Here is a 19,127-nt window from a genome sequence, read left to right on the forward strand (position 1 = left end):
GCCCCTGGGCGGGTCCGGAAGCCGCAGACAAGATATACACTTGGAGAATGGAGGGGGATTCATATGGAAGTGAAGAATAATAACAGTGAATATACACAGGGAATAGAAGAGGGGCATGCACCGGGAAGATGTGATCTGCATAGCCATACACAGGCTTCGGACGGTATGCAGCCTCCTGCTGAGAATGTGCGTCTGGCTTATGAGAAAGGGCTGGCGGCAGTAGCCATTACCGACCATGATACCGTAAGCGGTATTGCAGAAGCGGTGGAAGCCGGTAAGCGGCTGGGTATTACTGTAGTTCCAGGTGTAGAGATCAGCACGAGGACCGGAGGGAAAGAGATTCACGTGCTCGGCTATTATATCGATACGGAGCAGGAGCTGTTCCTGTCCCGGCTGGAACAGCAGCGGAATACCCGCCTAGGGCGAAATGAGGCAATAATAGACAAGCTTCGCGGGCTGGGGATTGAGATCAGCATGGAGCAGGTGTTATCGGGCATGGGCCGGGAGCTGAAGCCGGATGAGAGTGTCGGCCGGCCGCATATTGCCGATGAGCTGGTGCGCCTGGGAGCAGCAGCGGACATGCGGGATGCGTTTGATAAATATCTGGCTGAAGGTGCAGCGGCGTATGTATCGCCTCCACGCATCACGCCGGAAACCGCCTGCCGCTGGATACAGGAAGCGGGCGGTGCAGCGGTGCTGGCCCATCCCGGTATTTACGGGGATGATGAACTGGTGCGGATGATCTTGGAGACCGGTGCTCTGCGCGGAATCGAGGTCTACCATTCCGATCATGGTCCGTCGGAGCATGAGCGTTATCTTGCGCTGGCTGAGGAATTCGGCCTGCTGGTCACCGGCGGCTCGGATTTCCATGGGGCGCGGCAAGGCGTGATTTTTCACGGGGATATTGGCAGTGTCCATGTATCCACAGCTGTGCTGGAGCAGTTGAAGGCGGCCCGAGACTGAGCCTGAACCTGAATACAAAGCGATCCTCTTAAGGAAGGGCCGGCAGCCTGTGACAATACCTGCCCTATGAAACTTGAGGGCGGCAATACCACAAACAACCTCCATTCCATTGGCGATGATGCCAGTGGAATGGAGGTTGTTTGGTTTCCCGGGACTAGCTTCGCAGAACGCTTGCCAGACCTTTGATACGCTCTTCATCCGGTGTGACGAATAGCGTCCGCTGATGATCGTAGATGACGAAGCCCGGTTTCGCTCCGCTGGGCTTGCGGACATGCCGGATCAGGGTGCAGTCTACCGGAACGCTGCTCGACTGCTTGGCCTGGCTGAAGTAGGCGGCGAGCTGTGCAGCTTCTTCCAGGGTGGCATCGCCGAATTCCTCGCTGCGGATGACCACATGCGAACCCGGAATGTCTTTGGTGTGCAGCCAGGTATCGTTTGCTGAAGCCAGCCGGTTGGTGACATATTCGTTCTGGAGATTGTTTTTGCCGACATAGATATCTATGCCTTCGGAAGAGGTGAACACCTGCAGGGTAGGGCGGGTCGCCTTCTTCTTCTTTTTGCCCTTTTTGCTGCGGTCACGCAGGTAGCCCTGGCTTACCAGCTCCTCACGGATTTCCTCTATGTCATTCAGGGAGGCGTGGGCGAGCTGCTGCTGCAGCGTCTCCATGTAGGCAATTTCCTCATGGGTCTTGAGCAACTGTTCGCCGATGACCCGCAGGCTGTTCTTATATTTGTTGTATTTCTTGAAATAGCGCTGCGCATTGTCCGTAGGACTTAACAGCGGATCTAGCGGAACCGTGATTTCTGCCTGATTCTCATCGTAATAGTTTACTAGCTTTGCCGTCTTATCCCCTTTGTTCAAAGTATGCAGGGATGCGAACAGCAGCTCACCCCAGATCCGGAACTGGTCGGCGTCCTGGGCCTCGTCCAGATCCTTCTGCAGATTGGCAAGCTTCTTGATGTTTTTGCCTCGCTCATTGCCGAGGAAACGGATCAGGTCGCTTACCCGCTGCTTCACGGTATCCTTCTCCGCTTTATCCCCGTAATAATCCTCCAGACACGTGCTGATGGAGCTGTACTGCTTCACATTCCCGCCCATCAGTTTCAGCGGTATGGCGGAAAAGATCGGTTTGCCTTTGGCATTCAAGCCGGAGATCGGCGAGAACTGCAGCTCCCTTACCGGCTCCATTACGGAATCGAAGGCTTCCCACAGCTGCTCCGGATGTCTTGCCCCGCTGCTGAACTCCAGGGCTCCGCCACCGAGCTCCTGATACCGGAGGACAATCTCTCCGGCAATGAGCGGACTCAGGCCGCTCCAAGCATGAACCAGCCAGCCCGCGGGGTCGGCTGAAGGGGCGGGGCCGCCGGAGCCGTCGATTTTCGGTTCTTCCAGAGAGGCCAGAAGCCCCGCGATCTCGCCTTCAATCATATCCTCTTCAGGTTCTTCCGGATGCTCGGCCGCGTACAGAGCTGCTTCTTCGGCCGAAGCCATCAGGGCAATGAAATCCGCACGACCGGTGCTGAGCGGATTCAGCTTATGCTGCTGCGGCGGTTCGGTATAGGCCGCTCCCGGCATAACGACCCGGTAGCTGCTGATCGACGGGGTGACATGATGAATCCCGTCGATAATCGTGCCTGTGGACAACTCAGTCAGAATGATGTTGCTGTGGCGTCCCATCAGCTCGATGATGATCTTTTTGGCGGAGACATCGCCCAGCTCATCCCGGGTTCTGATTGTAATATGAATAATCCGCTCCATGCCTACCTGCGTGATGCTCTCAATGGTGCCGCCTTCACAATGCTTGCGCATCAGCATGCAGAACATTGGCGCTTCCGCCGGATTGATAGTGCTTCTCTCGGTCAGATGCAGCCGGGGGTAGGTCGGATTCGCTGACAGCAGCAGCTTGCCGCCGCCGCCCGCGCCGCGCAGGGTGAAGATCAGGTCATGTGTGCTGGGTTGATATATTTTGCCGACGCGTGCACCGATGAAGGATTGAAGCTCATGCACGATCGCTTTGGTAACGATGCCGTCTAATGCCATGATAAAGTTCTCCTGTCGCCTAAAAATAATGTACTCCCCCCTATGATGCCATACTTTCACTCGTTCGCGCAAAAGGAGAAACCGGATGCGGTGATAATTTGGGACGACCATGAATACACTTGGACATGAACAGGTGGAAAAGCTGTGCGCCGCCGGAAGTCAAGAAACGACCGGGAGGGGAAAGATAAGTCATGGAACAAAAAAGTTGGCACCGCCTCGGTGCAGAGGAGCTGCAGGAGATGTTCGGCGTTCATCCGGAAGCGGGTCTGAGCGCTGAGGCTGCTGCAGAGAGACGTAAAGAGAGCGGGTACAATGAGCTGTCGGAGGGCAAAAAGGTATCGCCTGTTACGCTCATGCTCAATCAATTCAAGGATTTCATGGTGCTGGTGCTGATGGGTGCGACACTGGTATCCGGCCTACTGGGCGAATATCTCGATGCGATTACGATTATTGCCATTATTCTGCTTAACGGGGTACTCGGTTTCGTACAGGAGTTCCGCGCTGAGCGTTCGCTCAGGGCACTGAAACAGCTGTCTGCCCCGTCTGCCAAGGTATTGCGCGGCGGGAAGCAGGAAGTGATTGCAGCCAAAATGCTGGTGCCCGGTGATATCGTCCTGCTGGAGAGTGGAGACCGTATCCCTGCGGATGTCCGCTGGCTGCAGTGCAGCGCCCTCTACGCCGAGGAATCGGCACTGACGGGGGAATCCTTACCGGTCTCCAAGCATGCGGAGGTGATTCATGCCGAAGAGATCCCGCTTGGCGACCAGAAGAATATCGGCTTCATGGGCACGATGGTAACCCGGGGAACAGGCCGGGCGGTCGTCGTCCGCACCGGCATGAATACCGAGATGGGCAAGATTGCCGACCTGATCCAGAATACCGAAACCCAGGAAACGCCGCTGCAGCACCGTCTGGAGCAGCTTGGCAAGATTCTGATCTATGTCTCCCTGGGCCTCACGATTGTCGTTGTCCTTGCAGGAATCCTGCATGGACAGCCCGCACCGGCGATGTTCCTGGCAGGTGTCAGTCTGGCTGTAGCAGCCATTCCGGAAGGTCTTCCGGCGATTGTAACCATTGCTCTTGCCCTGGGTGTCCAGCGGATGATCAAGCGCAAGGCCATCGTCCGGAAGCTGCCGTCTGTCGAGACCCTGGGCTGTGCCTCGGTCATCTGCTCGGATAAGACGGGAACGCTCACTCAGAATAAAATGACGGTAACGCGGGTGTGGAACGGCGGACGGAGTCTGGAAGTGACCGGAGAGGGTTATTCGCCTGCGGGACATGTACTCCATAAGGGCAAGCCTGTAGATCTGAAGAATGACCAGAGTCTGCGGCGGATGCTGCAGGTAGGCGCTTTATGCAGTAATGCGGAGATTTTTGAGACTGTCGCCGATACACGCGGCAAGAAGAAGGGCAAAGGCGCGGAAGTCGAAAAGGTTGCAGACGCCCAGTCTGTGTGGGAGCTTAAAGGGGATCCGACCGAAGGCGCGCTGGTGACCTTGTCTGCCAAAATGGGGTTAACCGCACAAACGCTTGCTGTTACCTATACCCGGGAAACAGAATTTCCATTTGATTCTGAACGCAAGCTGATGTCTGTGATCGTCAGCCATCCCGGCGGACGGATGATCTGCACCAAGGGCGCGCCTGATGTGCTGCTGAATTGCTGCTCCTATATGCTGTGGGAAGGCGGAGTGGTTCCTTGTACGCCAACCTTGCGCCAGAAGGTGCTGGAGGCCAATGAGGAAATGGCCGGAGGTGCGCTGCGCGTACTGGGGATGGCGTACCGCGAGATGCGTACCGGAGAAGTGGCCGGCAGCGAGAAAGAAGCGGAATGCCAGCTTGTCTTCGTAGGGCTTGCCGGAATGATTGACCCGCCGCGCCGTGAAGTGCGCGATGCGATTCAAGTTACCCGCCGGGCCGGAATCAAAACAGTGATGATTACCGGAGACCATGGAACGACTGCGGAAGCCATTGCCCATCAGCTCGGCATTCTGCAGAGGGGGGGCACTGTCCTAACCGGCAGCCAGCTTACCCGGATGGACGATGATGCACTCGACAAAGTGTCTGATAACGTCTATGTATACGCCCGGGTATCTCCCGAGCATAAGCTGCGGATTATCAAGTCGCTTCAGCGCCAGGGCCATGTGGTGGCGATGACCGGGGATGGTGTGAACGATGCTCCGGCAATCAAGGCGGCCGATATCGGAATCTCCATGGGTATCACCGGCACGGATGTAACCAAAGAAGCATCATCACTTATCTTAGGGGATGACAATTTCTCGACGATTGTTGCAGCCATTGAAGAAGGCCGGAATATCTATGAGAACATCCGCAAGTTTATCCGCTATCTGCTGGCTTCGAATGTCGGCGAGATTCTGACGATGTTCTTCGCCATGATGCTGGGGCTGCCGCTGCCGCTGGTGCCGATCCAGATACTCTGGGTCAACCTGGTCACAGACGGGCTGCCGGCTATGGCGCTTGGGGTAGATCAGCCGGAGAAGGATTTAATGGAGCACAAGCCGCGCGGAGCCAAGGAAAATATCTTTGCCCGCCGTCTGGGCTGGAAGATCGTCAGCCGCGGGCTGCTGATCGGTCTCTGCACCTTGGCCGCATTCTGGCTGACGCTGCGCATTGCTCCGGATAATGCACAGCAGCTGGTGCGGGCGCAGTCGGTTGCATTTGCCACACTGGTTATGGCCCAGCTCATCCATGTCTTCGACTGCCGCAGCTCCCGGTCGGTATTCCACCGGAATCCGTTCCAGAACAAAGCGCTGGTGCTCGCCGTTCTGTCATCCGTGATCCTGATGCTGGCCGTAATGTACCTGCCGTTCCTGCAGCCGGTATTCAAAACCGTCCCGCTCAGCTTCCGCGAATGGTGCCTGGTGCTTGTCATGGCCGGCGTCCCGACTTTCCTGATGGGTGCGGGCAGCGTCTGGGGCGGCAAGAAGAACCGCAGCCGCAGCGGTGGACGGCAAATGATAAAAAGTACAAAGTTTTCGGCATAAAATCAATAGCATCACTCCACTCCTTTAAGGTATGCTGGTTACACTGGGAAGCTTGGTTTATGATGAACCGGCTGGCATATTTCAAACAAAACTTTTAGGAGTGGACGATACAATGGAATTTACTAAGATGCACGGACTAGGCAATGACTTTATAGTTGTATTCGGCGAGGATGAGCTGCCGGGCAATGCTTCGGAGCTGGCAATTACGCTGTGCAACCGGTTCTTCGGCATCGGCGCTGACGGTCTGGTGTATATTCTGCCTTCAGAGCGCGGTGATTATATGATGCGTATCATGAACTCTGACGGCTCGGAAGCCGAGCAATGCGGCAATGCCATCCGCTGTGTCTCCAAATATGTGTATGAGCACGGACTGGTGGAATCGGAGCAGATTGTGATTGAAACGATTGGTGCCGGTGAACAGAAAGTGTCCCTGAAGGTAAAAGATGGTGTAGTGGAGACTGTTACAGTGGATATGGGCGAGCCGGTATTGTCAGGACTGCAGATTCCTGTAGCTATCGATGCAGAGCCTGTGCTGGATCAGCCGATCGAGGCGGACGGAACGGAATTCAAATTCACTGCCGTATCCATGGGTAATCCGCATGCGGTCATTTATGTAGACGATGCAGTATCCTTCGACCTAGGCACATGGGGACCGAAGCTGGAGGTTCACCCGCTCTTCCCGCGCAAAGTAAATGTGGAGTTCGCTACCGTTGTGGACCGCGGACATGTGGATATGCGTGTCTGGGAGCGCGGCGCCGGACCTACACTGGCCTGCGGAACCGGAGCCTGTGCCACTCTGGTCTCCTCCGTACTGAACGGGGTAACGGACCGTTCAGCCTGGATCAGCCTGAAGGGCGGCGACCTGTTCATCGAGTGGGATGAGGAAGATAACCATGTGTATATGACGGGTCCTGCACAGGTGGTGTATACCGGGTCGGTGGATATTTAATCTGTCTGACCCAATTAAAGATCAACACTATAAGAGCTATTCTCAAGTGGAATATTCACTTGGAAATAGCTCTTTTTTCGTATTTATGTAGAGAGTTAACTTATGTACTATAGGATAACATTCTTATTGTTGAATAAAGTCGAATAAGTGCAGGAAAAAACAACTGGACCAACCGATATAGAGTATAAGTTTCTTACAATTAAAGAAATTTACTTTCCAGACATTGATTAGTATTAGAGAGGCGGGCATTCATGAAACACAAAAAACACAAACCAACACGTATTTCAGCAATTTTATTAACCTTTGTGATGTTCATATCACTTGTGGGCTGTGCTGGGAAAGGGAACGAAGAAGAACAGAAGTCGGATGAACCAATCACATTGAATTTTATGTGGTGGGGGAAACCAACCCGTAAGGAGATCACGTTAAAGGTTATTGAGATGTTTGAGAAAGAGAATCCCAATATAAAAATAAAAACAGAGGATTACTCTTCAACTGCCGAGGTAGCCCAAAAGTTAGCGATCGATACCGCTGAGCAAAAAACACCGGATATTATGCAGACAGACTATAATTTTGCTTTCAATTATGTCACGCATAACTTAATCGAGCCGCTCGAACCATATATAAAATCCAAGATTCTTGATCTGTCCGATGTGGATAAATCCTATCTGGCCTCCGGACAGTATGAGGGGAAGCAGTATGGCATCCCCATGGGATCGAATGCTCTCGGAATTGCATATGACCCTGCTATGTTTGAACAGTATGGCATAGAGCTGCTTCAAGATTCGTATTCTATTCAGGATCTGCAACAAACCATGCAGCAATTTAAAGACAAGGTGGAAACCCCGGGTTTTTATCCTCTGTATGCGATGTTTGATTTGCCTTACTGGTTCAGAATGAACGGCGAATCCTTTTACAATAAAGAAAAAACGGGTCTTGGTTTCAAAGATGCCACGCTGGTTGAATATCTGACCTTGACGAAAACATGGCTGGATCAGGGGCTTCTGAACCCCGGTACGAATTCATCCTCTGATGAGAAAAATGCGCTGGCAACCGGGAAAGCCGCATTTTTACAACTTGTAAGCAACCAAATGGTTTCGAACGGTGACGAAGCGGGCAGAACCCTGAAAATCATGAACCTTCCCACGGTTGAGGGGGCTGTTGCAGAAGGGAACTTTGTGAAACCTTCCATGTTCATAATGGTATCTTCTTATTCTAAACATAAAGAAGCGGCGGTTAAATTCGTTGATTTTCTCACCAATAACAAGGAAGCGAATAACATTCTTAAGGGTGACCGAGGCGTTCCGATTGCTTCTAAAATTGCTGAAGAATTATCCGGTCAGTCCACCGAACAGGGGAAAGAACAATATACATATATGAATTATATTGCTAAACACTCTACCCCAATCGATCCGCCGGCACCACTGTCTGATACAGTTGTTCAAAATGCTCTGAAAATCATACAAAAAAACCTGTATGCCGGCAGTATTACACCAGAGGCGGCTGCAAGCACGTTCAGAGCACAGGCTGAAGAGATTTTGGGGCCAAGGGGGGAGGGAAACAAGTGAACAGAATCCAGGGGTTATTTCAAGCAAAAAGTATAAAACAGCGGTTGTATGTAGGATTTGGGATTGTTTTGATTTTGCTGGTGTTTCTCGGAGCTACCGGATACATCTATCTCTCACAAATTAACGGAACCTATACCAGCCTCCTGGAAAAACAAGTGGCTACGATTGGCTTACTCAAAGATTTGAACACTACAATCGAATCTGAACATGCCAATGTATCCGATTATATTATTTCCGCAGATCCGAAAAAAATGGATGGTTATGCAGCTGCACGCCTCGAATTCATGGAACATCATGCGAAGCTGGAATCACTGATAACTGATCCCGGAAATAAGCAGATTTTGGCCGGATTAGATCTGTTGCAGCTGCAATTTATTGTAATCTCCGATCAGATGATTGACGCGAAAAATAAAGGTGAAGTAGAGAGTGTTGTTTCTATTGCGGTTAATCAAAGCGTTGTGCTTGATAAGTTTGTTGAAGTAGCCCGCAACCTGGTTACCACAGAACAGGCTGAAGCTGATAATAGAACTGCAATGGCACAGCAACATGCCAAAGATGTGAAAGCGACAATCATAGGAATCAGTATCATATCTCTAATAGCAGCAGTGGCATCCTCTGTGCTGATCAGCAGTCAGATATCCAAGCCCATTAAGCTGCTGCAGACTGCAGCTGTCCGGATTGCTGACGGCGATTTGACACTTAACGAGATTCATATCAAGAATAAGGATGAGCTTGGAGATTTGGCCATTTCCTTTAATCACATGTCGGGCAATCTGCGGCATCTGATTCAGGAGATCGGGTCTCATGCAGAGCAGGTTGCAGCTTCCGCTGAAGAACTGACAGCAGGTGCTGAGCAAACAAGCCAAGCCACTGAACATATTGCCCGCACTACTGAGAATCTGGCCCAAGGTACGGATAAACAAGTGGAAAGTATAGCCGGAAGCATGAAGATGGTAAACAGGATGAATGAACAGGCATTTTTTATTGAAGAAAGTGCCTATAGTGTGAACCAGTCCGCTATTAATGCCTCGCAAATTGTGGTTCAGGGTTCAGATGCCGTTAAATTAGCTATACTGCAAATGTCATCGATCAAGGATAACTCTACTGAGGTTGCCGTATCTGTTAAATCCCTGGGTGAGAAATCAAAGCAAATCGGTACCATTATTAACTTTATCAATGAGATTGCAGAACAGACTCATCTGTTGTCCTTGAATGCCTCTATCGAAGCGGCGCGTGCAGGAGAAGCAGGCCGAGGATTTGCAGTTGTAGCTTCTGAGGTGAAAAAGCTTGCTGACCAAACCGCTATGTCAGGAAAACAGATATCTGAGGTCATCAAGAGTATACAGGCGGAGAGCGAAATCAGCGTATCCAAGGTATTGAAGGGAGAAGAAGTGGTGCTTGTGGGCATCCGTTCGGTCACTGAAGCGGTGGAAGCTTTTGGACAAATAGAATTGGCCATGAATGGTGTGACTGCTGAGATTAGTGAAGTTTCTGAGGCCTCCAAAGAAATGTCCCTTGATACCAACAATCTGGTTACAACCTTTGAAGGGATATCTGCAATTGTTAATGCAACCTCTGATGGGACACAAAGTGTGTCAGCTTCTGCGCAGGAAACACTGGCAACGGTAGAAGAAGTCAATAGTGCATCTATGGCTCTGGCAAAAATGTCTGAAGAATTATTAGAACTGGCTGGAAAATTCAAAATTAGCTAATCCTTCATTAATTTCACAGCAAGTCTCCCACTCGGAGATTTGCTTTTTTAAAATATAAGAATTTATATGTTTCACATAATAACTTATCCTTATATTTCTCGCTGAAACGGTACCGTCCTAATAAAAGGCCGGCAAAGCCGTTTCCACTTGTTAAGGTCTGTTAAGACGTATAGCTTTTGCTTGCTAAAGCTTATCATCCATCCCGTTTTATGTTACATTAGTATGAAACTAATGACAGTATAGGGGAGGTTCTTGCGGTGAAGCCGGATTTGCGCTCTGCATGGGAGAATAACGTATTGGTCGGAGACGGGGCGATGGGAACCTTTTTATATCAAAAGGGATTTCCTGTAGGCATCTCCTATGAGGAATTGAATCTGACCTCTCCGGAGGTGATTGAGGATGTGCACCGGAGCTACATGGAAGCCGGTTCAGTCCTGCTGGAGAGTAACACATATTCGGCAAACTATGATAAGCTCTCCAAATTCGGGCTGGAAGCGAAGGTTGCGGAGATCAACCGCGCCGGGGTGAGTATTGCCCGCCGTGCAGCCGGAGAGACCGGCTATGTAGTCGGGGCTGTGGGTTCTATACGAGCCGGCAAACGGGCTAATTTATCCTCGGCTGAACTTAAGCGGTTTTTCTCGCAGCAGATTGCTGCGCTGCTGGAAGAGCAGCCGGACGGTATCATGCTGGAGACCTTTTATGATGTGGAAGAGCTTCATCTGGCGCTCCGAACCGTCCGCAAGCTCAGCGGACTTCCTGTAATCTGCCAGCTGGCTGTAGATGACTCAGCGCGCACACTGGACGGGCTGACACTGCCTGAGGCGTTCCGCATTCTGGAACAGGACGGGGCGGATGTAATCGGCTTCAACTGCAACACCGGGCCGAACGGCATCAAGCGTGCGCTGGGCACTCTTCAGGGGCGGCTTGTGCTTCCGGTATCGATCTATCCCAATGCGGGGGTAGCAGATTATGTGGACGGCCAGTACCGCTATGGGGCGTCACCGGAATATTTCGGCCAGATGGCTCCGGTCTTCGCGGATATGGGCAGCCGGATCATCGGTGGATGCTGCGGCACTACTCCCCGGCATATTGCAGAAATTTCCGCTGCACTCAAGGATTATGCGATTACTCCGTTACCGGAACCTGATGAACATAGAATGGCAGAACGGATTTCTGTGCATGAGCATTTGAGTGAGGATGAAGGACAGGGCGGAGCAGAGCCGACGCTTGTGGATCTGGTGAAGGAACGGCATACAGTGATCGTAGAGCTTGATCCGCCGCGTGATCTTGACATCGCGAAGTTCATGCGGGGAGCGGAAGCGCTGCGCAGAGCCGGGGCGGATGCGCTGACGCTGGCAGATAACTCGCTTGCGGTTACCCGGATGAGCAATATGGCACTGGGACATCTGGTTCAGGCCCGTACGGGGCTGCGGCCGCTGGTGCATATTGCCTGCCGGGACCGCAATCTGATTGGTACCCAGTCGCATTTAATGGGCTTTGACGCTCTTGGCATTGACCATGTACTGGCGGTAACCGGTGATCCGGCGCGTTTCGGTGATCTGCCCGGGTCCAGCTCGATTTATGATCTGACCTCTTTTGAAATTATACGTATGATCAGACAGCTGAATGACGGTGTCGCCTTCTCGGGCAAGCCGCTCAAACAGAAGGCGAAGTTCGTGATCGGTGCTGCATTTAATCCCAATGTCAAGCATTTGGACAAGGCGGTGGAGCGGCTGGAGAAGAAGATCGCATCCGGTGCGGATTACATTATGACCCAGCCTGTCTATGATCCTGAATTAATTGCCCGGATTGCCAAAGCCACAGAGCATCTGGATATTCCGATTTTTATCGGAATCATGCCGCTGGCCAGCGGCCGGAACGCTGAATATCTCCATAATGAGGTTCCGGGAATTCAGCTCTCCCCCGAGGTCCGCAGCCGCATGCAGGGACTGGAAGGCGAAGCGGGGCGCGCGGAAGGCGTGCTCATTGCCAAGGAGCTGCTGGATGCGGCGACTGCGCATTTTAACGGCATCTATCTGATTACACCCTTTATGTTCTATGATATGAGTGTACAGCTGCTGGAGTATGTCTGGGCGAAGCAGGGACGCAGATTGTCCCCCTTGTTTCGCTAGTAAGAATCAATTACAATAGTGTAATGGATGTGATTCCGTTGTCATTTAGTATGACCGGATACGGTCAGTCATCCCTGCAATTCGGTGGACACAAGATTAGTTTCGAAGTCAAATCGGTGAATAACCGTTACTGCGAAGTTGTGCTGCGGATGCCCCGGGATTGGACGGGTTATGAGGATATGGTGCGGCGGCTGGTTCAAGCCCATATCAAACGGGGACGGGTAGATGTCATCATTAATAGGGAACTCACTGAGGGTGCGGCTGACGCGCATGCGCTGAACCGTACTCTGGTGAAGTCCTATCTGGACGCAGCAGGGGCCTTAAGACAGGAGTATGGATTCCAGGGAGAGTTGACTCTCCGTGATATACTTTCTATGCCCGGTGTTATGGAATTCAATGAAGAGATTCCAACTACTGCTGCGGATCCTACTGAAGAAGTTGCAGAGCTCCTCGAGAAGGGGCTCCGCCTTAGTCTGGAGGCCCTGCTGGAGATGCGTGCCCGCGAGGGCGGGTATCTGGCTGCTGATCTGTCACGCCGGCTTGACCGACTGGAGAAGCTGCATGCCGGGATAACCGGGCTTGCGCCTCTGGTTGTGCATGAATACCGCGAGAAGCTGCGGCAGCGGCTCAGCGGACTGAATGACGGGAACTTCCCATGGGATGAGCATAAATTCGGCATGGACATTGCTATTTTCGCCGACCGCTGCAGTATAGATGAGGAGCTTACCCGGCTGTACAGTCATTTCGGGCAATGCAGGGCTTTGCTGCTTGGCAGTGAACCTGCAGGACGCAAACTTGATTTTCTCATTCAGGAGATGAACAGGGAGACCAACACCATCGGGTCCAAGTGCAATCATCTGGACATCGTGAATCTCACGCTTGACATGAAAGCGGAGCTTGAGAAGATACGCGAGCAAGCGGCGAATTTAGAATAACAGGACCTGAAACAAGCAAAGATGTAACTTATGGGGGGAACAACCGGAACATGGCAATCAAATTAATCAACATCGGCTTTGGGAATATCGTGTCGGCCAACCGCATTATTTCCATTGTCAGCCCGGAATCTGCACCGATCAAACGAATTATTCAGGAGGCCAGAGACCGGCATATGCTGATCGACGCCACCTACGGAAGACGGACGCGGGCCGTCATCATTACAGACAGCGACCACGTCATTCTCTCGGCCGTTCAGCCGGAGACCGTTGCTCACCGCCTATCCAGCAAAGATGACGATAACGACGAATAACAACAAATGGAGTGTACTATGTCAAAAGGATTGCTGATCATATTATCCGGCCCTTCCGGCGTCGGCAAAGGTACGGTATGCACTGCGCTGCGGCCGAAGATGCCTGAACTCGTCTATTCCGTTTCCGCCACCACGCGTTCACCGCGTGCAGGTGAAGAGAACGGCGTCAATTATTTTTTCAAATCCAGAGAGCAGTTTGCGGACATGATTGAAGGTGACCAGCTGCTCGAATATGCGGAGTACGTAGGCAATTATTACGGTACTCCGCGTGACTTTGTGGAGAGAACACTCGAGAGCGGAAGAGATATTATTCTGGAAATCGAGGTTCAGGGAGCTCTCAAAGTCAAAGACAAATTCCCGGAAGGCATCTTTGTCTTCCTTCTTCCTCCGTCGATGGACGAGTTGAAGGACCGTATCCGCGGACGCGGTACGGAGCATCCTGATGTGATTAATCACCGCATGTCTGTTGCAGAGGATGAGATCGGCCTGATCCGGCATTATGATTACGCAGTAGTGAATGACGAGATCGATCTGGCCTGCAAGCGAATAGAAAGCATTATTATCGCCGAACATTGTAAGGTGAGATGACAGGCTCTACAGGATTGGTTCATATTTACAGTAAAAGATGAAGAGGTGTCTTACATGCTATATCCATCCATTGACGAACTGGTGACCAAGGTCGACAGCAAGTATTCCCTGGTTGTCGCTTCAGCCCGCCGGGCTAGAGCACTCCGTGAAGGCGGAAAGACTGATATCAAGAACCCGAGATCGCACAAGTATGTTGGTGTTGCGCTTGAAGAGATCTATGAAGACCGCATTATCGTAACCCGCGGCGACGAAGAATAGTCTCAAGGTTCCGGCTCAAGGCTCACAGCAGAAACGGAAACCATCCCGCTTAGGGATGGCGCAGCCGTTTCTTCTTGAGTTAAGCCAGTTAAGCTGCACAATGAAATAGATAATGGCCCGCACCGGGCTGTTCCTGACAACCGGAAGGTTGTTATTTTTTTCTCTATTTATAAGGGAATTTAGTTCCTTTATTCAAAAAACTAAATGAAATCTATACAGCTTCCTTTTGACGTAAATATGAAGATTTTCATTTCTTCTTTTCATAGCGGCATATACAATGGGCACAGATTGAGGTACAGGGGGGAGATCAGTTTGAAGAGTTTACAAGGAAAGTCGATTATACTCGGAATTACAGGAGGCATTGCTGCCTATAAGGCGGCGGCCCTCACCAGCAAGCTTACCCAGCAAGGCGCCGAGGTTCATGTTATTATGACTGCTTCGGCAAAGCAGTTCATTACGGAGCTGACACTGCAGTCATTGTCCAAGCAGAGGGTATACAGCGATACTTTTCAGGAACGCGACCCGTCCTCCATCTCACATATTGATCTGGCGGATTCGGCCGATCTGGTCTTGATCGCACCGGCTACCGCAAATATTATTGCCAAAATGGCGCACGGGCTGGCAGATGATATGCTGTCTACTACACTTCTTGCCGCTACAGCTCCTGTAATGGTGGCCCCTGCGATGAATGTTCACATGTATCAGCATCCGGCGGTACTCAGCAATATCGATACACTATACAACCGGGGGGTACACTTTATTGAACCGGGCGAAGGACTGCTGGCCTGCGGTTACGTGGGCAAAGGGCGGATGGAAGAGCCGGAAGCGATCGTGAAGGTTGTGGAGAACTTCTTTGCGCTGCAGAACGACAAGAAATCCGGCCCGCTCGCTGGTAAAAAGGTAGTTGTTACCGCTGGCGGTACGGTTGAACGTATCGATCCTGTCCGGTACATTTCCAATGATTCCTCCGGAAAAATGGGCTTCGCGCTGGCGCGGGCAGCACGCGCCATGGGGGCAGAGGTCACCTTGATCGCCGCGCGTACGGATGAAGCGCCGCCGCGAGATGCCGATATCCGGCTGGTCCGCGTGGAATCGGCGCAGGATATGTATGAAGCGGTCACGGAACGCTGGGCCGATTGCGACATTCTCATTAAAGCGGCTGCTGTCGCAGATTACCGCCCGAGACACAGCGCGGAGTCCAAGATCAAAAAGAGTGGTGACACCATGACCCTTGAACTGGTGAAGACTACGGATATTCTGGAGAGTCTCGGCAAAATGAAGGATAAGCAGTTCCTGATCGGGTTTGCCGCCGAAACCGGGAATGCGGAATACTACGCCAAAGACAAGCTGGTGCGCAAGAATCTTGATCTGATCGTAGCCAACGATGTTGCAGTGGAAGGTGCCGGATTCGGCACAGATACCAATATTGTGTCAGTCTATGATGCAGACGGTCTGGTTCTGGATCTTCCCTTAGCCTCCAAGGATGAGGTAGCGCGCCGGGTGCTGCAGCTCGCTGCTGAGCGTGTTGCCGGAGCCTTGTTATAATGGATATTGCCAAGGTCATAGTCGATGTTCCTGTGCGCAGCACCGACCGGCCGTTTGATTATTTGATTCCCGATTCACTGAAGCTTTGGATTGAAGTAGGCAGCAGAGTGGCAGTTCCGTTTGGACCCCGGACCGTTCAGGGCTTTGTTGTATCCCTGGAGTCGGGAGAGACCGGCAGTGTATCAAGAATGAAGCCGATTGTGGAAGTGCTCGATCTGCTGCCTCCGCTGTCGCCGGAGCTGGTTGAGCTGGGCGACTGGATAAGTCAAAGATATGCTTGCAGACGGATCTCCGCACTGCAGGCTATGCTTCCGACTGCCTTGAAGGGAAAAGCCGAGCGGCTGATCTCACTGGGTGATACAGAGGCAGCAGCCTATACTCCCGGAGATGAGCTGTTTCCGCTTTTCCTGGAGGCAGACAACGAAGAGCAGGAGATTACTGACTTCGTCAGACGTCACGGGGAAGTATCCATGAAGCTGCTGACCCGTACCTTCCCGGAGGCTGCTGAGACTGTAAAGTTCATGGTGCGGCGCGGGGTGCTGGCGGAGAGCCAGTCGATCAAGGACAAGATGGGCAAGAAGAAGCTGAAGGCGGTTGATTTGGCCATAGGCCTCTCGGCAGCACGCGAATCCCTGTCCGGCTTCCCGGCACGTTCGGCGCGCCAGAAGGAAATTCTGTCTTTCCTGATCGATATGGAGGCAACACTTCCCATGCCGCTCAAGGATGTGCTATCGGTTCTTCAGGTAACGGCCGGCACGGTTAAGGCTCTGGAGGACAAAGGGTATATTGAGATTAGTGAAATTGAAGTATACCGCGACCCCTATCAGGGACGCGATTTCAAGCCGAGCACACCCTTGCCGCTGACAGCGGAGCAAGAGGTTGTCTATAAGCGGATTGTGGGAACTGTTGAGCAGCAAACGCATGAAGTCTTCTTGTTGCATGGGGTAACGGGCAGCGGGAAGACGGAGATTTATCTGCAGTGCATTCAGCGCTGTGTGGAGCAAGGGCGTCAGGCTGTAGTGCTGGTGCCGGAAATTGCCCTGACTCCACAGATGGTTGAACGGTTCAAAGGCCGGTTCGGCAGCGGGGTGGCGGTAATGCACAGCCGGCTGTCTGTCGGCGAACGCTACGACGAATGGCGCAAGATCCGTGAGGGTAAAGCGATGGTTGCTGTCGGCGCACGCTCGGCAGTGTTTGCTCCGTTCGCCAATCTGGGCCTCATAATCATGGATGAAGAGCATGAAGGCTCTTATAAGCAGGAAGAAAATCCGAAATATCATGCCCGTGATGTCGCGGTCCGCCGGGCACAGCAGGGCGGGGCAGTAGTGATTCTGGGCTCGGCTACGCCTTCGCTGGAGAGCTATCACGCAGCCAGATCACAGAGCGACATTCATTTCTCGCCTATCCTGCTGGAGATGCCCAGCCGGGCACTCGGCAACGAGCTGCCCAAGGTGGCGGTGGTCGACATGCGGGACGAGCTGAAGGAAGGCAACCGCTCGATGTTCAGCCGCAGGCTGCATGCTGCGCTGGTGAGTAGGCTGGAACGCGGGGAGCAGACGGTGCTTCTATTGAACCGCAGAGGGTTCTCAACCTTCGTCATGTGCCGGAGCTGCGGATATGTCGCCGGTTGTCCGGAATGCGACATCTCGCTGACTTATCATAGCCGCAGTGACAATCTGCGTTGCCACTACTGCGGCCATGCCGAGCCGGCACCCAAGCTGTGTCCCGAATGCGGCAGCGAGCATATCCGCTTCTTCGGGACAGGGACCCAGCGGGTTGAAGAGGAGCTGGGCAAGCTGTTTCCGGGTATCCGCGTCATCCGCATGGATGTGGATACAACCACAGAGAAGGGTTCACATGAGAAGCTGCTCAACCAGTTCAGGGATAAGAAGGCCGATGTCCTGCTGGGAACGCAGATGGTGGCTAAGGGACTAGACTTCCCCGATGTTACACTGGTCGGTGTAATCACTGCGGACTCGGCGCTGAACCTGCCGGATTTCCGGGCGGCCGAGAAGACCTTCCAGCTGCTCACACAGGTTGCCGGAAGAGCGGGCAGACATCAGCTCCCCGGTGAAGTGGTGGTGCAGTCTTATACACCGGAGCATTATTCGATTATACATGCCAGCGGTCATGACTACAGGTCGTTCGTGCGGGATGAGCTGAAGCACCGCAAGGAGCTGCATTATCCGCCGTATTGCCGGCTGATTCTGGTTACGCTATCGCATGAGCAGCTTCCGCTGCTGCTGAAGCTGGCGGAGAATTATGCCCTGAATATCCAGGGCAAAGCAAGGCAGCTGCGCTGGTATGGAAGCCTGGACAAGCTCTCCTCGGATGCACTGGATCTGCTGGGTCCGGTAGCGTCACCCTTGCCGCGGCTCAAAGGCCGTTACAGATTCCAGTGTATTATCAAATGGCGCGGTGCGATTGATGCGATCGGACTGGCCCGTCAGGTGGCCGAGGAGCTGGAGGACTCTGTCCGTGACAAAGGACTGCAGATCAGCATTGATGTGGACCCGCAGATGTTGATGTAATCTCCCGGCGTGTTACAATGGGTAAGGTGTTTTACTATGAAATGAAAGAATGATTTCATTTTATATACTATAGACATGTTCAGAACAAGGATGGTGTTTTTGTAATGGCAATCAGGCTGATCGTGAAAGAACCGGATGAAGTATTACACAAGAAAGCTAAGACCGTAACAACCGTAACCCCGAATGTGCAAAAACTGCTCGACGATATGGCGGATACGATGTATGACGCGGAAGGTGTTGGTCTCGCAGCTCCGCAGGTTGGAATTCTAAAGCGTCTAATCGTAATCGATGCCGATGAAGAGCATGGATTGATCAAGCTGATTAACCCTGAGATTATCAGCATGGACGGGGAGCAGTTCGGACCTGAAGGCTGCCTGAGTATCCCCGGCCTGAACGGCGATGTACGCCGTGCAGAGACAGTAACCGTACGCGGTCTGGACCGTGAAGGCAACGAAATTACAATTACCGGAAGCGGATTGCTTGCACGGGCTTTTCAGCATGAAATCGATCACCTGAACGGTGTGCTGTTCACGGATATCGCCGAGAAGGTATATGAGTATACAGCAGAACGCAGTGAAACTGAGGAGTGAAT

The 19,127-nt window shown here is 52.4% G+C and carries 14 protein-coding genes; 13 read left to right on the top strand and 1 reads right to left on the bottom strand.

The features are described 5' to 3' along the window. The first annotated feature begins 102 nt into the window (after positions 1-102). On the top strand, positions 103-963 hold the full coding sequence (locus tag R50912_RS14230) for a PHP domain-containing protein (RefSeq protein ID WP_042242377.1): 861 nt from the start codon (positions 103-105) through the stop codon (positions 961-963). A gap of 154 nt (positions 964-1,117) precedes the next feature. Here the strand turns inward: R50912_RS14230 and R50912_RS14235 are convergent, their stop codons facing one another. Then, the gene (locus R50912_RS14235) at positions 1,118-3,004 is read right to left on the bottom strand and encodes an Rqc2 family fibronectin-binding protein (RefSeq protein ID WP_042235736.1); all 1,887 of its coding nucleotides are present in this window, start codon (positions 3,002-3,004) and stop codon (positions 1,118-1,120) included. A 191-nt stretch (positions 3,005-3,195) separates the two neighbouring features. Here R50912_RS14235 and R50912_RS14240 point away from each other — a divergent pair, with 191 nt between their 5' ends. The 12 genes from R50912_RS14240 to def all read left to right on the top strand — a co-directional run bounded on the left by R50912_RS14240 (position 3,196) and on the right by def (position 19,125). After that, positions 3,196-6,006 (top strand): calcium-translocating P-type ATPase, SERCA-type, encoded by a 2,811-nt coding sequence (locus tag R50912_RS14240; protein ID WP_042235740.1) that lies wholly within the window; start codon positions 3,196-3,198, stop codon positions 6,004-6,006. A 112-nt stretch (positions 6,007-6,118) separates the two neighbouring features. Further along, on the top strand, positions 6,119-6,955 hold the full coding sequence (gene dapF / locus R50912_RS14245; RefSeq protein WP_042235742.1) for a diaminopimelate epimerase: 837 nt from the start codon (positions 6,119-6,121) through the stop codon (positions 6,953-6,955). A gap of 251 nt (positions 6,956-7,206) precedes the next feature. Next, positions 7,207-8,523: an ABC transporter substrate-binding protein gene (locus R50912_RS14250; protein ID WP_042235745.1), complete on the top strand. Its 1,317-nt coding sequence runs from the start codon at positions 7,207-7,209 to the stop codon at positions 8,521-8,523. Continuing rightward, a complete protein-coding gene (locus tag R50912_RS14255) occupies positions 8,520-10,235 on the top strand; it encodes a methyl-accepting chemotaxis protein (RefSeq protein ID WP_052416322.1) in 1,716 nt (571 codons plus the stop codon). The genes R50912_RS14250 and R50912_RS14255 overlap by 4 nt, the downstream gene beginning before the upstream one ends. Positions 10,236-10,492: 257 nt before the next feature. Next, positions 10,493-12,367: a bifunctional homocysteine S-methyltransferase/methylenetetrahydrofolate reductase gene (locus R50912_RS14260; RefSeq protein WP_042235748.1), complete on the top strand. Its 1,875-nt coding sequence runs from the start codon at positions 10,493-10,495 to the stop codon at positions 12,365-12,367. A gap of 38 nt (positions 12,368-12,405) precedes the next feature. Then, positions 12,406-13,302, top strand: a complete 897-nt coding sequence (locus R50912_RS14265; RefSeq protein ID WP_042235751.1) for a YicC/YloC family endoribonuclease — start codon at positions 12,406-12,408, stop codon at positions 13,300-13,302. A gap of 50 nt (positions 13,303-13,352) precedes the next feature. Next, on the top strand, positions 13,353-13,613 hold the full coding sequence (gene remA, locus R50912_RS14270; protein WP_006209218.1) for an extracellular matrix/biofilm regulator RemA: 261 nt from the start codon (positions 13,353-13,355) through the stop codon (positions 13,611-13,613). Positions 13,614-13,631: 18 nt separating this feature from the next. Next, complete coding sequence (gene gmk, locus R50912_RS14275; RefSeq protein WP_039298007.1) at positions 13,632-14,201, top strand: guanylate kinase; 570 nt, start codon at positions 13,632-13,634, stop codon at positions 14,199-14,201. Positions 14,202-14,255: 54 nt separating this feature from the next. Continuing rightward, positions 14,256-14,459, top strand: a complete 204-nt coding sequence (rpoZ, locus tag R50912_RS14280; RefSeq protein WP_039298009.1) for a DNA-directed RNA polymerase subunit omega — start codon at positions 14,256-14,258, stop codon at positions 14,457-14,459. Positions 14,460-14,771: 312 nt separating this feature from the next. After that, a complete protein-coding gene (coaBC, locus tag R50912_RS14285) occupies positions 14,772-16,004 on the top strand; it encodes a bifunctional phosphopantothenoylcysteine decarboxylase/phosphopantothenate--cysteine ligase CoaBC (RefSeq protein WP_042235754.1) in 1,233 nt (410 codons plus the stop codon). Next, positions 16,004-18,535: a primosomal protein N' gene (gene priA, locus R50912_RS14290; RefSeq protein WP_042235757.1), complete on the top strand. Its 2,532-nt coding sequence runs from the start codon at positions 16,004-16,006 to the stop codon at positions 18,533-18,535. The genes coaBC and priA overlap by 1 nt, the downstream gene beginning before the upstream one ends. A gap of 104 nt (positions 18,536-18,639) precedes the next feature. Then, positions 18,640-19,125: a peptide deformylase gene (def, locus tag R50912_RS14295; RefSeq protein WP_042235760.1), complete on the top strand. Its 486-nt coding sequence runs from the start codon at positions 18,640-18,642 to the stop codon at positions 19,123-19,125. Positions 19,126-19,127: the final 2 nt, after the last annotated feature.

Source organism: Paenibacillus sp. FSL R5-0912 (assembly GCF_000758605.1).
In the GTDB taxonomy this organism is placed as follows: Bacteria; Bacillota; Bacilli; order Paenibacillales; family Paenibacillaceae; genus Paenibacillus_AQ.

Coding starts and splice junctions, on each gene's coding strand:
- R50912_RS14235 (WP_042235736.1), bottom strand. CDS start 3,004: ATGGCATTAGACGGCATCGTTACCAAAGCGATCGTGCATGAGCTTCAA.
- R50912_RS14240 (WP_042235740.1), top strand. CDS start 3,196: ATGGAACAAAAAAGTTGGCACCGCCTCGGTGCAGAGGAGCTGCAGGAG.
- dapF (WP_042235742.1), top strand. CDS start 6,119: ATGGAATTTACTAAGATGCACGGACTAGGCAATGACTTTATAGTTGTA.
- R50912_RS14250 (WP_042235745.1), top strand. CDS start 7,207: ATGAAACACAAAAAACACAAACCAACACGTATTTCAGCAATTTTATTA.
- remA (WP_006209218.1), top strand. CDS start 13,353: ATGGCAATCAAATTAATCAACATCGGCTTTGGGAATATCGTGTCGGCC.
- gmk (WP_039298007.1), top strand. CDS start 13,632: ATGTCAAAAGGATTGCTGATCATATTATCCGGCCCTTCCGGCGTCGGC.
- rpoZ (WP_039298009.1), top strand. CDS start 14,256: ATGCTATATCCATCCATTGACGAACTGGTGACCAAGGTCGACAGCAAG.
- priA (WP_042235757.1), top strand. CDS start 16,004: ATGGATATTGCCAAGGTCATAGTCGATGTTCCTGTGCGCAGCACCGAC.
- def (WP_042235760.1), top strand. CDS start 18,640: ATGGCAATCAGGCTGATCGTGAAAGAACCGGATGAAGTATTACACAAG.